The organism is Pseudomonas sp. BIC9C (genome assembly GCF_034541995.1).
GTDB classification, from domain to species: Bacteria; Pseudomonadota; Gammaproteobacteria; order Pseudomonadales; family Pseudomonadaceae; genus Aquipseudomonas; species Aquipseudomonas fluorescens_CC.
In genome coordinates this window covers 323,690-343,186 of sequence record NZ_JAWDGM010000004.1, presented here as the reverse complement: position 1 = coordinate 343,186, position 19,497 = coordinate 323,690, and the positions used below count along the sequence as shown (strand labels likewise).

The window sequence follows — 19,497 nt, the reverse complement described above, 5'->3', positions numbered from 1 at the left end:
CCTCTCATCGATTTTGCTCGGGATTCCATTGGGCGTAACGCCGACCGCGCAGGAACTGCCACAGGCCGATGCTCATCCCGGCCAGGGTCACCAGGAGGAACGCGGCCAGGCGAAAGGGTTTGGGCAAGCGGTGTTGCGAATCCAGCAGGCCGGCGATAGCCACCGTGTAACCGAGCAGTTGTGCGATCAGGCTCAAGCGATAAAAGCCGTGATCCTCCCACAGCCAGAAATTGCTCAACAGCAACGGCAACAACAGGATCGGCGCCAGCCGGCGGATCAGCTTGTGGCTGATCAAGGCAACCGCATACAGGCCGTGGGTCAGCGGATTCAGCAGCTCCCGGCGCTGGGCCAGGCTTTGCAGGCCTCCCACCGTGACCCGCTGCTGACGGCGGAATTGCTTGTCGGCTTCGTCCACGCCCTGGTCGATTACCCGGGCCTGGGGTACATAGACAATCCGCTTGAACGCAACCGGTGCGCAGGTGCTGATAAAGAAATCGTCGTTGACCTCCGCCGGCACGTTCTGGAACAACTCGCGGCGCAGGGCGAGCAATGCGCCATCGGCGGAGACCATGCAGCCGGTGCGATTTTCCACGTAGCGCAGCCAGCCTTCATAGTGCCGATACAGGCTGTCGCCAACGCTCAAACCCTTGCCGGTCACCGGGATCACCATGTGCCCGGCGCAGCCACCGACCTGCGGGTCGTTGAGCGGCGCGAGCAAATGGCCGAGGGTATCGGTCGACCACTGGTTGTCGGCGTCGGTGAACACCAGGATCGCGCCGCTGCTGATCGCGACCCCGGCATTGAGCGTCGCCGCCTTGCCCTGGCGGGGCAGGTCGAGCACGGTGATACGCGGGTCCTCGACCCGGCGCGCGCAGGCCACGGTGTCATCGGTCGAGCCGTCGCTGGCGAGGATGATTTGCAGCGAGCTGGCCTGATAATCCTGGGCCAGCACGGTGCGCAGCTTTTCTTCGATATGCCGCGCTTCGTTATGTGCGGCAATCACGATGCTCACGTTCATCGGTTGTGCAGGTCCATGGCGCGGTGCCGGGTAAAACGGTGCCAGCAACGTCAGCAACAAGGGATAGCCGAGGTAGGCGTATACCGGTAGCAACAGGCACAACCAGAAAATGAATTCAGCCACGGGCGGGCCTCCTGGCATTCCAATGACAAAGGCTGAGGATGAATGCGGCGCCCGCCAGGTGCAGGCGCACCCAGTGCAGGCCCCAGAGTTGCAGGGTCAGGAGTGTGTCGCGGTGCCTGGCGCTCTGACGCAGGCTCAGTGCCAGGGCGGGCAGGACGGTCAGCAGCAGCATCAGCGCCGCATGCTGGAGGGAACCGTCGAACAAGGCGGAAATGGCCACGATATCGATCCCCCAGACGGCAATCGACAGCAACGGAAAACGCAGCAGGCGCAGGCTCGGGCCATGGGTGTGCAGCAGTTGCAGATGACTGCCCTGACGCCACAATTCCTTGCCCACCCATTCGCGCCAACTGCCTTCGTAGCCCCAATGCAGCGCCACGCTTTGGTTGACCGAGAGCAGCTTCGCGCCCGCGTCGGACAGGCGCATGGTCAGGTCCTTGTCCTCGCCGGTGCGCAGTTGTTCATTGAAACCACCGACCTTGTCGAACCAGCGACGGCGCATCAGCAGGTTGGAACTGGGCAGCCATTGCGCGACATGCAGCGGCTGTGTATCGGGACGCAAGGTGCGGCGCTGCCAGGCGTCGGCGTACCACGGCGCGTCGGCCGGGGTGTGCAGGTCAAGGCCGATGACATCGGCCTGGCCGCCGGACTCGAGGTCGAACAACAGCTTAAGCCAGTTCTCGGGCATCTCGATGTCAGCATCGATGAAGGCCAGCCATTCACCACTGGCGATCGCCGCTCCGCGATTGCGCAACGCGCCGATGAGCAGACCGGGCAGGACCAGAACCTGGGCGCCGAACTGTCGGGCAATGTCCGGGCCCTGGTCGTCGGAGCCGTTATCGACCACGATCAACTCGCATTCGACGTTGGCCGCCTCGGCGGCATGTCGCGCCGCTTGCAGGGTCCGGGCGATGTGCCGGGCCTCGTTGTACATCGGGATGACGATGCTGATGCGGTTCATGCCCTGACCTCCGTTGGCGGGGCTTCTTCGGCTTTAGTGCGCAGCACGCTGCTCAACGCGAGCATGATCCACAGGTACTTGTGGTTCGGCGCGCTGAGGAACGTCAGGAACAACGTCAACGACAGAAAAGTCATGCTCAGGTGGGTCATCAGATCGGCCTGATCCCCGTCTCGTCGCAACAGCCAGGCGCGGCGGGCGCGAATCAGGTTGTACAAACCCAGGGCCAGCATGCCGACGAACATCAGGCCAGCGGGAATCCCCAGTTCACTGAAGATCTCCAGGTAGGTGTTGTGGGCGCGACGGTACAGGTCTTCGATCTTGCCGGTCATGGCAAAGGTCTTGGCATAACCGGTGGTAGCGTAGTGCAGCGGGAACGTGCCGGGGCCGGTGCCAAGCAAGGGGTTCTCGGCGATCATGGCGCTGCCGACCACAACGTAGGAGGCGCGACGGCCAAGGGACTGGTCCTGACTCTTGGCCCCGGAGCTGAGGATGCTCAGCGACTGGATACGCGCCACGTAACCGGGCGGCATCGCATAGAGCCCCAGCGGAATCACAATGGCCAGGCCGAGCATGGCAAAGCCCAGGTGGCGCGGACGAATACCTGGCAACTGCGCGCGGTAATGCCACGCGCCGATCAGCAGGCTGAGCAACATCACCACCAGCCCCGAACGTGATTCGGTCTTGGTCATGCCGCCCAGCAGCAAGAGGGCACAGGCACCCCAGAACAGCCGGTGCAACAGGTTCGGGCTGCGGACCACCAGCCACAGTGCCATGGGCACGGCGAAGGCGATCAACAGGGCAAAGTGGTTCGGGTCGTTGAGCATGCCCGACGCACGGCCGTCGTCCTGGTATTTGGCAGAGAACATCGCCATGGCGCAGGTCACCGCGACACTGATGGCAACCAGTTTGGCGAACATGACGAGGTTCAACTCACGCCCGACCAGCAGGGTGATGACAAACAGAATCAGGCCGACGCTCAATTCGCGCAGGTGGTCCAGGGAGAAACCCATGTCGTCGGTGTTCAGCATGCTGAGCAGGTACAACGCCATGAACCCGATCAGGAAACGCCAGATATTGCTGCGCAGATGCCCGGCCGGCAGTTGGTGAATCGCCAGTTGCAGCATCAGGATCAGCGCCAGCGAAGCCCCGAGGAACTTGGAGCCCGACAAGGCGTTGTCCTTGAACAGGCCTTCGAAAGGCAGGATGGCGACAATGCCCAGCAGGCCCCAGGCCGGTTTGCGGTACAGCACCACGACGCCCACCAGCCCCAGCACCGCTCCCGGCGCCAGATACGGATAAGGGCTGGCCAGCAAACCGAGGCAGACCAGGCCGAGCAAACTGACGATCGAGAGCGGAATAATCACGCGCGCGGCTCCCGTGCAGTCCGGATGTAAAGCTGCGACCAGCGTTCGGCCAGGGCCTTGAGGTCGTAGCGATCCCGTTGCGTCTGTTTTGCGTTGTCGATCAACGCGCCGGCCAGGGCCGGGTCATCCAGCAGCGCGCCGATCTGGCGGGCCAGGGCGGCGCTGTCGGTGGGCGCGGCGAGCAGGCCGTTGTGGCGGTCCTGCAAGACATCGGGAATCCCGCCGACGCCGAAGGCCACCACCGGTACTCCGGCCTGCATCGCTTCGAGCAGAATCATTGGCGTGCCTTCGGTGCGCGAACTGATCACCAGCGCATCGAGTTGCTGCCACCAGGCGCGCATGTCGGTCTGATAGCCCGGCAATGTGATGCGTGCCTGCAAGCCTGCCTCGTCGATCCGCGCCTGCAGGCTTTCCCGCTCCGGCCCATCGCCGAGCATCACCGCGTCCAGTTGCGGGTACTGCTGACATAACGGGATCAGTGCGTCGAGAAACAGGTCAGGGCCTTTTTCGCTGCTCAGGCGCCCAACGTATCCGGCCAGCCGGCGTTGACGTTCGCCACTGTGCGGCAGCAAGCCGTTGGCCGCCGGCAGGCCATTGGGGATCACCTGCAGTTTGTCCGCGCGCACATTGGCCTGACGGTGCAGCGCGGCAATGCTTTCGGCGACACACACCACCCGGTTCACCGAGGCGGTGCGGCACAGTTGCAGGCTCAGCCAGGTGTAGAACTTCTGCTTGCGACTGCGCGGGGTGAAGCCGTGCTGGGTGATCACCAGTGGCAGGCGCAACAGCGTCGCGCCGACCCAGCCGAACAACAGACCCTTGAAGTTGTGCGTATTGATCAGTGGCCGCTGGTTCCGTCGCTGGCGCAAATGTCCCAGCAACGCGACCAGGCCTGCACAGCCGAGGCAATCGACTCCGGCCTCGCGAAAACGCGCGATCAGTTCTGGCGGCGCATCGAGAAACAGCACCTGGTGCTGCCCCGGCGTCGCCAGGCAATGATCCAGCAGCATCCGCTCGGCCCCATAGAAGCCGCCACTGCTGAGCAAATGAATGATCGGCAGGTCGTGGGTGGTGCCGAGCGGCGCGTTCAATTGCGCACCCAATGCACGAGGGCTGGCACACTCCATTTCTTGTGCGGGTTGTGCGGCCGGGTGCTTTGATCGTTGATCACCAGCAGCACCGGCAAGCCCAGTTCATGGGTGATTTGCGCAGGGTGCTTGAAGCGGTGGTCGAAGAACTCACGCACATAGACCAGGGCAATCGCCAGCAGCAAACCGGTGAACAGCCCGAACGGAATGATCAGCATCGGCTTGGGAACGCCGCTTCGGTCGGTTCGAACGGCGGGCTGAGCACCCGTGCGTTGGACAGGTCGTTGTCCAGCGCGCGCGCCGTGCTGCTTTCGGCGAAACGCTGGGCATAGGTGCCGAACGCCTTGTGCAGCGCGTTGATCTCGGTGTCCATCTGCCGCAGCTTACTCCGGGTTTCCTGCAACTGGTGGACGCGATTCTTGAACTCGGCAATGCGCGCGGTTTTCTGCTCGATAACCGAGCTGATCGTCGCCAGGTCGCTGGTGCGCTCCTGAATCCGGTTGCTGACAATCTTCAGGAATTGCCCACGGGCCCGGATGATTTGCTCGCGGACCATTTGCATCGGCTCACTGCCGGGCTGAAAGACCGCCAGGTCGTCCATGTAGCGGCTGACCAGGGTTGTCAGTTGCTCACCCAGTTGCTTGATCTCGCGGTCTTCGAGAGCGACGCTGTCGACCGTGGTGGTGAAGGTGTAGGGGAAGGTGTAGTCGGTGAATCTGGCGTTGTTGGCGGTCGCCAGACTGGTTTTCAGGTAATCGAGCCAGCGCTGGCTTTGCAGCAGTCGGTCCTGATACAGGTTGAGCGCCTGCTCCTCGGTGTTGATTGCGTTGAGGCGGAACGTGATTTCTTCCTTGGGGTCGGACGAGCCGATGCTTTCGAGCAAGGCCAGGCGATTGGCTTCCAGGCCATCGAGACGCACCTGGTACTGCAACTTCTTGGTTTCGTAGAAGCTCTGCGGCAGGTCGATGGATTGCATTTCCTGGCGGCTGACCAGGTAATTTTGCAGCAGGGCGGCGACGAAACGGGTGCCTTGGGCCGGGTCAGGGAAGCGGTACACGATCGAGATCACGTTGGAGCCCGACAAGGTTTCAACCTTGAGGGCAGCGGACGCTTGCTGCGTGAGGGCATCGAGCACGGTGTCGCGGACCGGATCGGTCTGCAGCCCGAGCAGGCTGCGAACCGGGTTGATCACGTGCTCGCGAACAGGGTTGCTCACAAACCGTTTGAACGGCTGCACCAGCAGTTTGTTGAAGGCGCTCACCGGCAGCGTGTACTCACCCTTTTCCCGTAGCTGGCCGATGGTCTGGCGGATCAAGGCCGGCGAACGCAGGATATTGCTCTCGGTCTCCATGTCCGCCAGTGACGGCGGAATGAAGGAAGCGTTTTCCTGGTTGAGGGTACTGGTGGCATCCCCCTGGGAGATTTTCTTGGACTGCACGATCACCTGGGCGGTGATATCGAAGCTTTGCTTGAGCAACTGCGGCAAGACCAGGGCGATCACCGCAAAGACCAGGAAGACTCGCTTCACCAACTGCTTGTTGGCGAAGAAGATCCTGAAGAACTCATGCAGGTAATTTTCCTTTGGATTCATGGGTCACCTGAGAGTCAGTTGTTGTTGCCGCTGCTGTCGTTTTTGTTGTCGACGCGGTAGCTGAAGCTGAGGCCCATGCCCTGGAACAACACGACGTCCGCCAGTTGCCGCGCGAGCTCACCGGCGCTGGCCAGTCTGGTCTTGGGCACGTACAGCATGTCGTCCGCTTGCAGGTAGGCGATCTGGCTGGCGTCGCCGGACAAGGCTTTTTCCACGTCGTAACGATGCGCGACCACCTGGTTGCCGTTGCGCCGCATGATCATCACCGAGTCCAGGCGTGCCTTGACGTTGGAACCGCGGGCCATGGTCAGGGCCTCGAGTACTGACACCGGGCGGCGGATCGGATAGGCGCCCGGCTGGCCGACTTCACCCAGTACGTAGATTTCGTTGCCGGCGGTGGACTTGAGCAGCACGTCCACGGTCATGCGACCCGGCAAGGTGGCGTAGCGTTTATTGAGGTAAGCCTCCAGTTGGTTGACGGTCATGCCTTGCAGCGGCACGGCGCCGATTTCCGGGAAACTGGCGTAGCCGTCGGTGCCCACCGTGATTTCCCGGCTCATGCCGGTGGTGGGGTGGTTGAGCGCGGACTTGAGGCTCCACTCATTGGCCAGCGGGTTCACCACCATCACTGACAGCTGATTGCGGTTGGGCTGGAACAGCTGTTTGCGATCGTAGGCGCGCTGAATCGCGTCCCGTGCTTCATCGCGGGTCAGGCCCTCGATTTTCACCGTGGTGTGGGCCCCCGGCAGTTCGATGGTGCCATCGGGCAGCACCAACTGATTGCCGTTGAACTGGCTGGCGGCGGTGAAGTTCAGCGCGATCGTGTCCCCGGACTGCACGCGATAGGCGGCCGAGCCACTGGTGCTGATGTGGAATATCACGTCCAGCACATCCTGTGGGCGCAGGGTCTGCTCGACCTTGGGCACGTCGGTGGCCTGGGCGTTGGCCGGTGGGGCCGTGAGAATTTGCACCGGCATGCCTTGGGAATCGTCGGAGGAAGTGCTGGAGCAACCTGCAAGGGGCAGCAAAAGCAGGACAAGCATCTTGGCGTTCATGGCGTCATCCTTGTCTGATTGCTCACAGGTTTCTGTACAGCCATTCGGGCATGTAGTACTTGCGTCGGTTGAACACGCTGCCGACCAGCTTCGCTCCGGCCTGGCTCAAGCGCTGGGCGGCGGCCTGGGCCACTTCCCAGCGGGTGTCTTCCGAGCGCACGACCAGGACCACGCCGTCCACCTGGGTGCTGATGACCAGGGTGTCGGTGGCCGAATACACCGCGTCGCCGTCGATCACCACGAAACGGTACCGGATGCCGAGTTGATCGAGCAGCGGGCTCAGGCGCTCGGGTGTCAGGTGTTCGTTGCCACGGGAGTAGCGGCCGAATGGCAGAACGTGAAAAGGCAGGCTGGAGACATCCACCACGCAGTCCTGCAACAAGGGCGGGCTCTGGGTGTTGAACAACAAGTCGCGAAACCCCCGTTCCTTGCTCAGCCCCAACTGTTGCGTGAGGTTGGTCGCCGACTGACTGGCATCCACCAGCAGCACCAGGCCGCCGCTCATCTTCGCCAGTTGACTGGCCAGCGCCAGGGCGCTGGTGGTGGTGCCTGCGCCGGGGTTGGCGGCGGTCAGGAAAAGGATCCGCAGGTTCTGGTCGAGCACGGTCGATGTCAGGTTGGACTCGCTCGGGCTGGCAATACTGAGGCTTTTGGCCGTTGAACCGTCCATTCAACTTGCCCCGTGACCGCTGAATACTTTGAAAGGGGTTTTCAGCAGAATCTTCAAATCGAGCAGCAGGCTCTGCTCGGTGATATAGGTAACGTCCAACTCAACGCGCTGGTCGAAATCGATATTGCTGCGCCCGGAGATTTGCCACAGGCCGGTCATGCCGGGGTAGATGCTCAGGCGAACGAGGTGTTCGTTCTTGTAGCGGTAGGCATTGAACGAAGTCGGTCTGGGGCCTACCAGGCGCATGTCGCCGGTCACCACGTTGAACAGGTTCGGCAGCTCGTCGAGACTGGTGCGCCGCAGGAAACCGCCGATAGCGGTGATACGCGGGTCCTTGTCGATCTTGAAATCGATGGCGTCGGCACCGTGCTTGTTGAGGTGCCGCAGGGACTCCTTGAGCTCCTCGGCGTTGGCGACCATGGTGCGAAATTTGTACATGCCGAACATGCGGCCGCGATAACCGGTGCGTTTCTGCACGAACATCACCGGCCCCGGGCTGGTGAGTCTGATGGCCAGCGCCAGCCCCAGCAGCAACGGGGAAATCAGCACCAGGATCAGCAGCGCGCCGAAGCAGGCCAGGACGCGGTTGGTGCGTGACAGGGTCCACGGCCGGCCACCTTCGCGACCGGTCATCCAGCCACGGCCCTGCATGTGGATGGCGGCATCCATGCGCCTGCGTTGCTCGGGGTCCAGGCGCTTGTCCCTATGCATTTTGCCAAGGGGTACACTTTTTCGTGATCAGACATAAATCCTCCGCAGAGTTCAGCCGTGTGCGGCGTGGGCGACAGGTAGGCAGTAGTCAGTGCGGAACCAGGCAACGAAGCGCCCCGGTCCCTCATCCTGCTCGATACACAGCTGGAAACCGGCCACTCCGCTGACGAGAATCTTCATGGACGTACGGCCTCGGGCACGATGTGGCGCAAGCCAATGCCGCTGTAGTGCAGGCCGGCGGCCGCCACCTGTTCCGGGCTGTACAGGTTGCGCCCGTCCACGATCACCCGTTGACGCAGTTTGCTCGCCAACAGGTCGAAGTCGACCACGCGGAAGTTCTTCCACTCGGTGCAGATCACCAGGGCGTCAGCGTCTTCGAGTGTGTCATCGCGGGTGGCGCACAGGTGCAGGTCACCGCGGTAACCGTAAATGCGCCGGCATTCGGACATGGCTTCCGGGTCGTAGGCCTGCACGCTCGCGCCTTCGGCCCAAAGCGCTTCCATCAGGTAGCGGCTGGGTGCTTCGCGCATGTCATCGGTGTTGGGTTTGAACGCCAGGCCCCACACCGCGATGGATTTTCCGGCCAGGCCACCGGGAAATTGCGCCTTGAGTTTGCTGAACAGAATATGCCGCTGGTGGTCGTTGACGTCGGTCACACTACGCAGCAACTTCAGGGGCATTCCGGCGTGTTCGGCGGTGTGCAACAGGGCGCGCAGGTCCTTGGGGAAGCACGAACCGCCGAAGCCGCAACCGGGGTAGATGAAGTGGTAACCGATGCGCGGGTCCGAACCGATGCCTTTGCGCACGGCTTCGACATCGGCCCCCAGCAACTCGGTGAGGTTGGCCAGTTCGTTCATGAAACTGATGCGCGTGGCCAGCATCGCGTTCGCCGCGTACTTGGTCAGCTCGGCGCTGCGGTTGTCCATGAACATCAATTTGTCGTGGTTGCGGCAGAACGGCGCGTAGAGTTCGCTCATCTGGCTACGGGCTTCATCGTCGCCGGTGCCGACGATGATCCGGTCCGGGCGCATGCAATCGGCCAGGGCACTGCCTTCCTTGAGAAATTCCGGGTTGGACACCACCCGTACCTTCAGCGAGCTTTTGCCGCGATGCTGCAACGCTTCAACGGCAGTAGCGCTGACCTGGTCCGCCGTACCCACCGGCACCGTAGACTTGATGATCAGGGTGCGGTCGGCCTCCATGCAACTGGCGATCTGCCGGGCCACGTTCAGCACATGGCTGAGGTCAGCTGAACCGTCTTCGTCGGCGGGTGTACCGACGGCGATGAAAATCAGTTCGGCGTGCTCCACCGCATCGCTGGCCTGGGTGGTGAAGAGCAAGCGACCGGCCTTGATGTTTTCTTCAAGGGTGCCGGACAGCCCCGGCTCACTGATCGGTGGCACGGCCTGTTGCAGTTGCCGGATCTTGTTCGGATCGATGTCGACACACAGGACGCGATGTCCGACATCGGCCAGTGCAGCTGCTTGTATCAGGCCAACATAGCCTGTACCAAATACGCTCACGTCCATATTTGCGTGCCTCGTAAGACGGTGGAAATTTGCAGCGCAAGACTGTCAAAAGGGGGGTATAGACCAGCTTCGGCGAATCGTGTCGGCAGACCGGTATGTCAAATGGGCAACAGCTCCCGATTTTGGCTGTCCGGCGAAAGTCTCAAGAAACCGCCAGGCGGTCGTGAGCCTTGAAATACAAGGGTTGTAGCTGAGTGTGTCAGGTTTGAGTCACCGAGTTAATAACGGATTCCTCGCAAAGTCCGACAGTTTTTAACGGTGGGGTGGCGTAGTGCTGTTATCTAAAATCGGTCGACAATTCGTTGGCCAGGTGCCTGTCGAGTCATGGCAAATTCAATGATGCTGTGTTCGTCAGCCAGGCGCCTGTGAACGGCAACGGGCATCAATTTGCCGGGGTGTGGTAAACCGGCGGGTTTGGAGCCGGGCAAAGTGCAGGCTCGTCCGGTTCCCTGTGGGAGCGGTGGTGCGGCGATCCGACTTGCTCGCGAAGGCGGCCTGACTGAGTACATATCCGTTTTTTGGGCAACGGCGGCAGGCGGTTTCGCCCTTACGGCGACTCACTTTTTTTGACAAGCGCCTCAAAAAAAGTAAGCAAAAAAAGCGCTCGCCCCGAACGTCCGGCCCCTCGCCAAGGCTCGGGGTACCTTCGCTCCGGTGTCCATCCGGGGGCATTGCCCTCCGGTCGGCTGCGCGCGACCTACATGCAATGGGTTCGACTGCGTCGAACGGCGCTATGCGCCCATCCCCGGATGAACACCTCCGCTCAGCCTGCCGAGGGGGCGGGTGGATCAAGATCAAGAGCGGCAGGCGAGCTAACGCTCGGCCTGTTGGGTGGTGAAGAGCTTGGGTGTACGCCGACCTGCTTTTGCTCTGCTCTTCTGTAGGAGCGAGCCTGCTCGCGAAAAACGCCGGGACACCGCGGGGATTCAGACAGCCCGCGTCATCGTTGACGACCATCGCGAGCAAGCTCGCTCCTACAGGGGAACGCGTGCAATTGCGATCAGGCCGGCCAGTAGGCCGCCTCGCTTTGGCTTTGGCTTTTGATCTTCTTGCCCCCTCGAGAGGCCGAACGTCAGGGGCAAGAGCCCTTGGTTACTTGGGGCTTTTCCAAGTAACCCGCTGTAAAAGCGGAACCATAAGTGGCCGTTACCGCAAAAACGGATATGCACACCGATAAACAGACATCGTGCAGCCTTCGCAAACAACCCCGCCTGTGTCTGGATCCAGAGATAAGTCCCGGGGCCGAGCGGGGCGATGAGCGTCACCGGACAAATACCATTGCGGGCCGCTATCCTTGGGCCAAGCATATCCAACAGGTTACCCCATGCTTGAAGTCCACGGCGTTTTCAAAAGCTACGCCACACCGCAAGGGCCGCTGCCGGTGCTGCAAGGTGTCGACCTGAAGCTCAGGCCCGGCAGCAGCCTGGCACTGATGGGTGAGTCAGGCAGTGGCAAAAGCACCCTGCTGCACTTGATCGCCGGGCTGGACAAGGTCGATCGCGGCAGCATCCGCAGTGGCGAGCATCGTCTGGAACAGATGAACGAAGGGCAGCTGGCGAACTGGCGCCGTACGGAAATCGGCCTGGTGTTCCAGCAATTCAACCTGATCGGCAGCCTGCGGGTCGAAGACAATCTGGCGATTCAGGCGCGTCTGGCGGGCCGCCATGACCCACGCTGGCAAGCGCATCTGGTGCGGCGCCTGGGCTTGGGCGAGTTGCTGCGGCGCTACCCGGAGCAACTGTCCGGCGGTCAGCAGCAACGGGTCGCACTGGGCCGGGCGCTGGCGTCACGCCCACCCTTGCTGCTGGCCGACGAACCCACCGGCAGCCTCGATGAAACCACCGGCGCCGAGGTGTTGCAGTTGCTGCTGGAATTGCTCGACGACAGTCCCACCAGCCTGTTGATGGTCACCCACAGTCCCGGCGTGGCGGCGCGGCTGGCGGAAAAAGCCTTGCTGTGCGGTGGTCGTCTGGCCAGTGCGGGCGAGCGCTGACATGCGCATCTTTGGCGAAACCCTGCGGGCACTGCTCAGCCACTGGCGGCAGCACCCGGTGCAGTTTTTCAGTGTGCTGACCGGGCTGTGGCTGGCCACCAGCCTGTTGACCGGTGTCCAGGCACTCAACAGCCAGGCCCGCGACAGCTATGCCCGTGCCAGTCAGTTGATCGGCGGCGAACTTCAAGCCAGCCTCAGTGCGCCCGGTGGCGGCACCTTCCCACAGCAATGGTTTATCGATCTGCGCCAGGCGGGGTGGCCTGTGTCACCGGTACTGCAAGGGCGGGTCACGCTCAAGGGGCACGAAGAGCAGCGCTTGCAGTTGATGGGCATCGAGCCGGTGTCGCTGCCGGCTGGCGCGGCGGTGGCCGGGCAGGCCTTGGCGATTGAACAGGTCGTCGGCTTTTTCAGCCCGCCGGGCAGTACCTGGATATCGTCGCAGACCTTGCAGGCACTGGGTTTGCGCGAGGGTGACCGGCCCTTGAGCCTGACTGGCGCGGCACTGCCGCCGCTGCATGTGCAGGCCGATATGGCGCCAGGCATGCTGCTGGTGGACATCGGTTTTGCCCAGCAGATTCTGGGGTTGCCGGAGCAACTGTCGCGACTGCTGTTACCGAAGGGTTTCACCGCGCCGCTGCCGGACGCGCTCAAGGGACAGTTGCAACTCAAGAGCGCCGGTGAAGAAAATAACCTGGCGCGCCTGACCGAAAGCTTTCACCTGAACCTCGATGCCCTGGGGGGGCTGTCGTTCGTGGTCGGTCTGTTCATCGTGCATGCCGCCATCGGGTTGGCGTTGGAGCAGCGGCGAGGCTTGCTCCGGACCTTGCGTGCCTGCGGTGTGAGTGCGCGGATGCTGATCGCTTGTCTCGCCGTCGAACTGGGAGGACTGGCCCTGATCGGCGGCGTGGCCGGGGTGGTCAGCGGCTACCTGCTGGCCAGCATGCTGTTGCCGGATGTCGCCGCCAGCCTGCGCGGCTTGTACGGCGCCGAAGTGGCGGGGCAGTTGAGCCTCAGCCTGTCATGGTGGTTCAGCGGTATCGGCCTGAGCCTGATCGGCGCGATGCTGGCCGGGGTCAACAGTCTGCTGCGGGCAGCGCGTTTGCCCTTGCTGGCGCTGGCCGACCCGCAGGCCTGGCATCAGGCCCATGCCCGTTGGTTGCGGCGCCAGGGCGGGGTGGCGGCAATGGCCGGAGTGATCGCGCTGCTGGCGCTGTTCTTCGGCGACAGCCTGGTCAGTGGCTTCGCGTTGATGGCGGCGCTGTTGGTCGGTGCCGCTCTGGCACTGCCGGTGGTGCTCAGTTCGCTGCTCAATCTCGGTTCGCAGCGCAGTCGCTCGGTGCTTGGCCAATGGTTTGTCGCCGATTGCCGCCAGCAATTGCCGGCGCTGAGCCTGGCATTGATGGCGCTGCTGTTGGCCATGGCGGCGAATATCGGGGCCGGCAGCATGACCGCGGGCTTTCGCCAGACCTTCAGCGACTGGCTCGAGCAACGGCTGACGGCCGAGCTTTACCTCAACCCACAGAACCCGGCCCAGGCCCGGGAGCTGAACAGCTGGCTCAACCAGCAGCCGCAACTGGCGGCGGTGCTGCCCAACTGGCAGGTGTCGATCCAGTTGCAGGGCTGGCCGACGGACCTGTCCGGGATCATCGACCACCCGACCTATCGCCAGCACTGGCCGCTGCTCGAAGCCCTGGGCGATGACCCATGGGAGCGACTGGCCAAGGACGATGCGGTGATGCTCAGCGAACAACTGGCCCGGCGCCTGCAGGTGCAACTGGGTGATCACCTGGCGCTGCCGACGCCCACGGGCCCTTGGGTGCCGCGAATCGTCGGGATCTACGCCGACTATGGCAATCCCAAGGGCCACATTCTGGTGAACGTCCGCCACCTGTTGCGCGGCTGGCCGCAACTGACGCCGAACCGCTTCAACCTGCGCATCGATCCGGCGTCGATCCCGGCGTTCGTCACGGCGTTGCAGGCGCGTTTCACCCTGGACGACAGCCGCATCGTCGATCAGGCGCGGCTCAAGGGCTGGTCCACGCAAATCTTCGAACGCACCTTTGCCGCCACCGCCGCGCTCAATAGCCTGACGCTGTGCGTGGCCGGGGTGGCGTTGTTCATCAGTCTGTTGACCCAAAGCCAGAGCCGTCTCGGGCAACTGGCGCCGCTGTGGGCGCTGGGCGTGACACGTCGGCATCTGATGTTGCTCAACCTCGGGCAAACCTGGTTGCTGGCGCTGCTGACCCTGGTGCTGGCGTTGCCGCTTGGCATCGCCCTGGCGTGGTGCCTGGACACGGTGATCAACGTGCAGGCCTTTGGCTGGCGCCTGCCGCTGCGGGTGTTTCCATGGCAACTGCTGCAGTTGATGGGGTTGGCGCTGGTGGCGACGTTACTGGCCTCGGCCTGGCCGTTGTACCGTTTGTACCGCACGCAACCGGCGGATCTGCTGCGGACGTTTGCCCATGAAGAATAAAGTCGGTGTGTTGCTCCTGATGCTGCTGGCGAGCGGTTGCGAGCAACCGGCACCGGTCGAAAAGGGTTTTGCCGGGCTGGTTAACCAGGCCGCGGCGTTCACCCCGGTGGTGCCCGGTCGGGTGTTCAGCTTCCCGGCGGATCACGGCGCGCACGACGGCTTTCGCATCGAATGGTGGTACGTCACGGCCAACCTGAAGGACGATCAGGGGCATGAGTTCGGCGCGCAATGGACGTTGTTCCGCAGTGCCTTGAAAGCCGCCCCCGAGGTGACGGGTTGGCAGAATCAAACGATCTGGCTCGGTCACGCGGCGGTGACGTCGGCGACGGCGCATCACGCGGCCGAACGTTATGCCCGCGGCGGCATCGGTCAGGCCGGTGTCAGCGTCGCGCCGTTCAATGCATGGATCGACGACTGGCAATTGCGTAGCCAGGCGACTGCCGACAATCCATTGGCCGACCTGCTGCTCAGCGCTCGCGACAAGCGTTTCAGCTACCGGTTGCGGTTGACCTCGACAGGTCCGCTGGTGCTTCAGGGGGACCAGGGCTTCAGCCAGAAATCCGAACAGGGCCAGGCCTCTTATTACTACAGCCAGCCGTTTTTCCAGGCCAGCGGCACTCTGGACATCGACGGCCAGACTTTCCAGGTCAGTGGCCCGGCCTGGCTTGACCGTGAATGGAGCAGCCAGCCCCTGACGGCCAACCAGAGCGGTTGGGACTGGTTCTCCCTGCACCTGGACAGCGGCGAGCAGGTGATGCTGTATCGCATGCGGCAAAAGGACGGCGAGCCTTACCTCACCGGTACCTGGATCGACGCCCGGGGCCAGACACAATTGCTGCACGCCAGCGACATCAACCTGACCCCGCAAGACACCGCCCGCGTGGCCGGACGCGAGATGCCTGTTCGCTGGTCGATCAGGATCCCCGCCAGACACCTTGATATCGTCATCACCGCGCTCAATCCCCAGGCCTGGATGGATTTGCGCATTCCTTATTGGGAAGGCCCGGTACGCCTCAGTGGCAGCCATGCCGGGAACGGATATCTGGAAATGACCGGGTATTAGAAAATCAGCGCCTCGCGGCGCCCACTCGCCGAACAGCGTCTATGCTCATCGCACACATGGCGTCGAGCCTGGCTTCAACGCCGTCTGTTGCCATCTATCACAGGGAAAGTTCTGCCTATGAAACGCCACGCACTGACCAAAGCCATCACCCTCGCTACTTTGCTGTCTGGCGCCAGTTTTGGCGCGGTTGCCGCCGATATCCCGTTGTCGGAAGTCGTGGTGGCTGATCAGGTCTCCACCCAAGTCGTTTCGGTCGATACCGCGAACCATTCCGTGGTCCTCAAAGGCCCGCAGGGTAATGAGTTCCCGGTGCAATTGACCGACAAGGCGAAAAACCTCAAGAACCTCAAGGCCGGCGATACGGTCGACATCAGGGTCACCAGCGCCGTTGCCGCCTACCTCGACACCGATGTCGACAAAGGCTTGCCAGGCACCGCCGAAGCCAGTGGCGAAGTGCGCGCGGCACCCGGTAGCGCCAACCCCGGCGGCGAAGCTTACCGTCAGGTGAAAGTGCAGCTTAAAATCACCCACATTGACCTGAAGAAACACCAGGTGACCTTCGAAAACCCGGAAGGCAAGTCCAAGACGGTTGACGTCAAGCGACCTGAAGTCCAGGCCAAACTCAAGGACCTGAAAGTCGGGCAAAGCGTGAACGTGGTTTACACCGATATATTGACGGTGACCAGCAAGCACTGATATTGAATGTTGGCTCTAAACGGGTTGATTGTTTTTGTGCAGGTTTTGTATAGGAATAATCAACTCGAATGGTCGAACTGGTGAGTTTAATATTCCGGGTGGCATAGTATTTAAGTCGACATTTTGTTAAATGTTGTGTCGATAAATTTCATTTTTGTAGTGCGGACATATTAATTCGCTTCTACTAAAATACTTTCCGTTCGCCCAGTGTCAGGGCTCTTTACCAGTGCATGGATTGCCGAGGCCATTGCACTGGGCGAACACCTTATTTGCTGTATTGAAAGTTTTGGATATAAAAAACGGGCGACCATCAGGTCGCCCATTTTTTTGGGGCCTTTCGCTGGTATTGAGGTCGGACGCGGTCTCTTGCAGGAGCTGGTTTGCCAGCGATGGTCGTTAACGATAACGCGTGTGAACTGGATAATCGCGGCGCATGTGAGTCCATCGCCGGCAAGCCGGCTCCTACAGTTTCCCGGGGGTGCGTGAAGAACCTTTTTTATTGAGCGGTGAGAAGTCGTTCAGTCATGTTTTTTACTGGCTTGAACAACCTCGGCCAGCGCGGCGAAACACTGTTCGATTGAACGCTGCTGGCTCTGGGCATACAGCCCCAGTTCATCGATCGTCGGTCGGCCCAGAGCCTTTTCGAACGCTTGCTGATTGGAGTGCACACCATAACGGGCCTGCGCCGCGTCCCCCAGGTTTGACTGAAAAATCCCCGCCGCGCTGACCGGCAGGAAGTCTTCATACACCAGCGGTTCAACCCGCAGGCAACCGCTGTCGAGCAGGTCTTCCAGGGCGGCGTTTTTCAGGTCGCCCTGCGCCAGGCCTTTTTCCGTCACGAAGTAGCGGAAGTAAGCCAGGCTCTGTTGGCGCATGCCTTCCCAGGTGTCGGGGAACTCGTTGAAGTGCTGCGCCATCAGGGCGTTATAGCGCGCGGCGTTGGCTTCGTTGGGGAAGTCCTCGAGTTCGTCCCGTGCGGCATTGAGCAAGCGGTCGTACAGTGCGCGGCCCTTGGGCGTGAGAGCAGCACCGCGCTGTTCGATCTCGCCGAAGCGGGCGCTGTGGCTGCCGCGAGCTTCGTTTTGATCGGTAAAGGCAATCGGCTCGTCGAGGGCCTTGAAACTGGTCTGGCGCAGCAGGATCGGGCACTGGCGGCGGGGCGGGCCTTCGATCACCGCTTTGGGGGTGATGCCATGGGCCGGCATTTGCGCCTGAACGATGTCGATGTCCAGGGTCCGTGGTGTCAGGTGGTTGATGTGCGGGCCCTTGAACGCCACTACGTCTGCGATCAGACGATGCTGGGCGCTGAGCTTTTGATACTGCTCGGCAGTGACGGTGGCGCTGTGGTGCCAGCGAAAGGTTTCCAGGGCCTGTTCGACGAACTCCAGGGCTTCCTGCCCGGTCAGGCCACCCTGGGATTCGGCACGCTCGATGAGCGTGAGGGCCGTGGGGGTGAAGATCGAGCGCTGGTCGAGCATCGACTGGGCAAACGCTCGCAGCTCCAGGTCTTCGATCAATTCCAGGCGCAACAGCGAGGTGAACACCCGGAACGGGCTGACCTGCAACGACGCTTCGTGCACCGCGCGAAAAAGCGGTGGAATGCACCGGCACGCCGGCCGGCGTCAGGTCGTAGTAACCCACCGGTTGCATACCCATCACCGCGAACAGGCGGGCGCGAGGGTCGCCAGTTCATCGGCCGTGCCGACGCGGATCGCCCCGTGTCGCTCCAGGTCCAGGCGCTCGATTTCGCCGGTGCTCGTGAGCTGCTGCAGGAGTTGCGGATCGCTTTCCAGCACGTGACGGTTGGTCTGTTCCACCAGTTCCATCAGCGCGCCGTACAATGGCACTTCCTCGCGGTACATGTCGGACATCGCTTTGGAGAAGCGTTGGCGGATCAAGTCAGGGCTGACGAAGTTCGGGTGATTCATGAACAGGATTCCTGGCGCGGTGACGTAAAGGATGGACGAAAGATCGCAGCCTTCAGCGACGCCGACAAACGAAGTTTCTGACGAACTTCATTCTGCAAAGGACTGCAAGGGGGCGTTCTCAGTTGGTTTCCCTACCGCGTTGTCGCCTTAAAGCTGGCCAGGCAAGGCGTAGGCCGCCGGGAATGGTTGTTCCCTTTCCAAGGCCTGCAACGCAGCATGGCCCGCTTTAAGGCACAACCCGGCGCGGTAGGGAAACCAATTGAGAACGCCCCCTAGTGCTGTCGTTGATCCTGTGGGCTCTCCGAGCGCAGCGATGCCAAAAACTCGCGATACAGGCGCGCCGATCCGGTGGGGGCTTCCACCATGGGCATGTGCCCGATGGCGTCCCAGATATGCACGCGCAAGTCGGCGATGCCCTTGCTCCAGACCGCTACGCTGCTGACATCGATCAGCCGGTCCTTGCGCCCCCATAGCAACAGTGCCGGGGCGCTGATGTTGGGAAGGTGCGGTTCCATCGGCGGGCTGGCGCGGAACTCCCGGAAGATTTCTTCCAGCTCCTCGCGGGACTGTTCATAGCGCTGGGCGACGGCATCGAGCACGAGCTTGGGTACCCAGGGAGGTGAAGCCATGGTCATGGCGTAGAAGCGCCGGAACTCTTCCCGCGAATGAATCAGAAACGGGTTGTGGCCCTTGGCCAAATGCCGCTCGAGGTCACTGGGCTCGGGCGAGGTGACGCCAGCCGGGTCGATCAGGGCTACGGACACAATGCGCTCCGGGTAGTTGGCCGCGAGCCACGCGGCCATGTAGCCGCCCATGGAGTTGCCGATGACATGCACTTTCTCGACCCCGCACACGTCCAGCAGCTGGATCATGCGCTTGGCCTGCAGCGGGATGTCGTAGCCGCCACCCGCCTTGAATCCGGTTTCGCCATGGCCGGCGATGTCCGGGATGATTACCCGGTGGCTGCCGACAAAGTGCCGGGCGAAACGCAGCCAGAGGTTCTTGTCGGCGCTGAAGCCATGGAGCATCAGCACATTGCTGGTGGCTTCGTACGCCCGCCTTGCCAGGTCGAGACGGTCATCTCGGGGATGGGCACGACGATTTTGTGCAGCCGGTACAGCTTGGCCTCGGCCGCCATGTTCAAGTCATAGAGCCAGTAGCCGATGGCCGGGTAGGTCAGCCAGCTCCAGGCGACGAAAACTGCGAGAACGACGAACAACAAAAGCATCATGCG

13 protein-coding genes and 3 pseudogenes are annotated in these 19,497 nt (G+C 62.1%); 4 read left to right on the top strand and 12 right to left on the bottom strand.

Annotated elements, in window-relative coordinates; genetic code table 11:
- Positions 1-4: 4 nt before the first annotated feature.
- The 10 genes and pseudogenes from RS887_RS19385 to RS887_RS19340 all read right to left on the bottom strand — a co-directional run bounded on the left by RS887_RS19385 (position 5) and on the right by RS887_RS19340 (position 10,110).
- On the bottom strand, positions 5-1,141 hold the full coding sequence (locus RS887_RS19385) for a glycosyltransferase (RefSeq protein WP_322616612.1): 1,137 nt from the start codon (positions 1,139-1,141) through the stop codon (positions 5-7).
- Entirely contained in the window at positions 1,134-2,102 is a 969-nt protein-coding gene (locus tag RS887_RS19380) for a glycosyltransferase (protein WP_322616611.1), read from the bottom strand. The genes RS887_RS19385 and RS887_RS19380 overlap by 8 nt, the downstream gene beginning before the upstream one ends.
- On the bottom strand, positions 2,099-3,466 hold the full coding sequence (locus RS887_RS19375) for an O-antigen ligase family protein (protein WP_322616610.1): 1,368 nt from the start codon (positions 3,464-3,466) through the stop codon (positions 2,099-2,101). The genes RS887_RS19380 and RS887_RS19375 overlap by 4 nt, the downstream gene beginning before the upstream one ends.
- Positions 3,463-4,557 (bottom strand): glycosyltransferase family 4 protein, encoded by a 1,095-nt coding sequence (locus RS887_RS19370; RefSeq protein ID WP_322616609.1) that lies wholly within the window; start codon positions 4,555-4,557, stop codon positions 3,463-3,465. Before RS887_RS19370 ends, RS887_RS19375 begins: the two co-directional genes overlap by 4 nt.
- Positions 4,554-6,145 (bottom strand): annotated as a pseudogene (locus tag RS887_RS19365) (GumC family protein). The gene RS887_RS19370 and the pseudogene RS887_RS19365 overlap by 4 nt, the downstream one beginning before the upstream one ends.
- Before the next feature lie 14 nt (positions 6,146-6,159).
- Positions 6,160-7,200, bottom strand: a complete 1,041-nt coding sequence (locus tag RS887_RS19360; RefSeq protein WP_322616608.1) for a polysaccharide biosynthesis/export family protein — start codon at positions 7,198-7,200, stop codon at positions 6,160-6,162.
- A gap of 22 nt (positions 7,201-7,222) precedes the next feature.
- On the bottom strand, positions 7,223-7,870 hold the full coding sequence (locus tag RS887_RS19355) for a CpsD/CapB family tyrosine-protein kinase (RefSeq protein ID WP_322616607.1): 648 nt from the start codon (positions 7,868-7,870) through the stop codon (positions 7,223-7,225).
- Positions 7,871-8,581 (bottom strand): sugar transferase, encoded by a 711-nt coding sequence (locus RS887_RS19350; protein WP_322616606.1) that lies wholly within the window; start codon positions 8,579-8,581, stop codon positions 7,871-7,873.
- Positions 8,582-8,632: 51 nt separating this feature from the next.
- Positions 8,633-8,761: a hypothetical protein gene (locus RS887_RS19345; protein WP_322616605.1), complete on the bottom strand. Its 129-nt coding sequence runs from the start codon at positions 8,759-8,761 to the stop codon at positions 8,633-8,635.
- The gene (locus RS887_RS19340) at positions 8,758-10,110 is read right to left on the bottom strand and encodes a UDP-glucose/GDP-mannose dehydrogenase family protein (RefSeq protein ID WP_322616604.1); all 1,353 of its coding nucleotides are present in this window, start codon (positions 10,108-10,110) and stop codon (positions 8,758-8,760) included. Before RS887_RS19340 ends, RS887_RS19345 begins: the two co-directional genes overlap by 4 nt.
- A gap of 1,324 nt (positions 10,111-11,434) precedes the next feature.
- Here RS887_RS19340 and RS887_RS19335 point away from each other — a divergent pair.
- The 4 genes from RS887_RS19335 to RS887_RS19320 all read left to right on the top strand — a co-directional run bounded on the left by RS887_RS19335 (position 11,435) and on the right by RS887_RS19320 (position 16,335).
- On the top strand, positions 11,435-12,103 hold the full coding sequence (locus tag RS887_RS19335; RefSeq protein ID WP_322616603.1) for an ABC transporter ATP-binding protein: 669 nt from the start codon (positions 11,435-11,437) through the stop codon (positions 12,101-12,103).
- A gap of 1 nt (position 12,104) precedes the next feature.
- Positions 12,105-14,576 carry an ABC transporter permease gene (locus RS887_RS19330; RefSeq protein WP_322616602.1) on the top strand — a complete coding sequence of 824 codons (2,472 nt, stop codon included), beginning with the start codon at positions 12,105-12,107 and terminating at the stop codon, positions 14,574-14,576.
- Positions 14,566-15,639 (top strand): lipocalin-like domain-containing protein, encoded by a 1,074-nt coding sequence (locus RS887_RS19325; RefSeq protein WP_322616601.1) that lies wholly within the window; start codon positions 14,566-14,568, stop codon positions 15,637-15,639. Before RS887_RS19330 ends, RS887_RS19325 begins: the two co-directional genes overlap by 11 nt.
- A 117-nt stretch (positions 15,640-15,756) precedes the next feature.
- A complete protein-coding gene (locus RS887_RS19320) occupies positions 15,757-16,335 on the top strand; it encodes a hypothetical protein (RefSeq protein WP_322616600.1) in 579 nt (192 codons plus the stop codon).
- A 518-nt stretch (positions 16,336-16,853) separates the two neighbouring features.
- Here the strand turns inward: RS887_RS19320 and RS887_RS19315 are convergent.
- Both RS887_RS19315 and RS887_RS19310 read right to left on the bottom strand, forming a co-directional pair.
- Positions 16,854-18,263, bottom strand: a pseudogene (locus RS887_RS19315) (VOC family protein).
- Between the two features lie 272 nt (positions 18,264-18,535).
- A pseudogene (locus tag RS887_RS19310) lies at positions 18,536-19,491 on the bottom strand (alpha/beta fold hydrolase).
- Between the last annotated feature and the right edge of the window lie 6 nt (positions 19,492-19,497).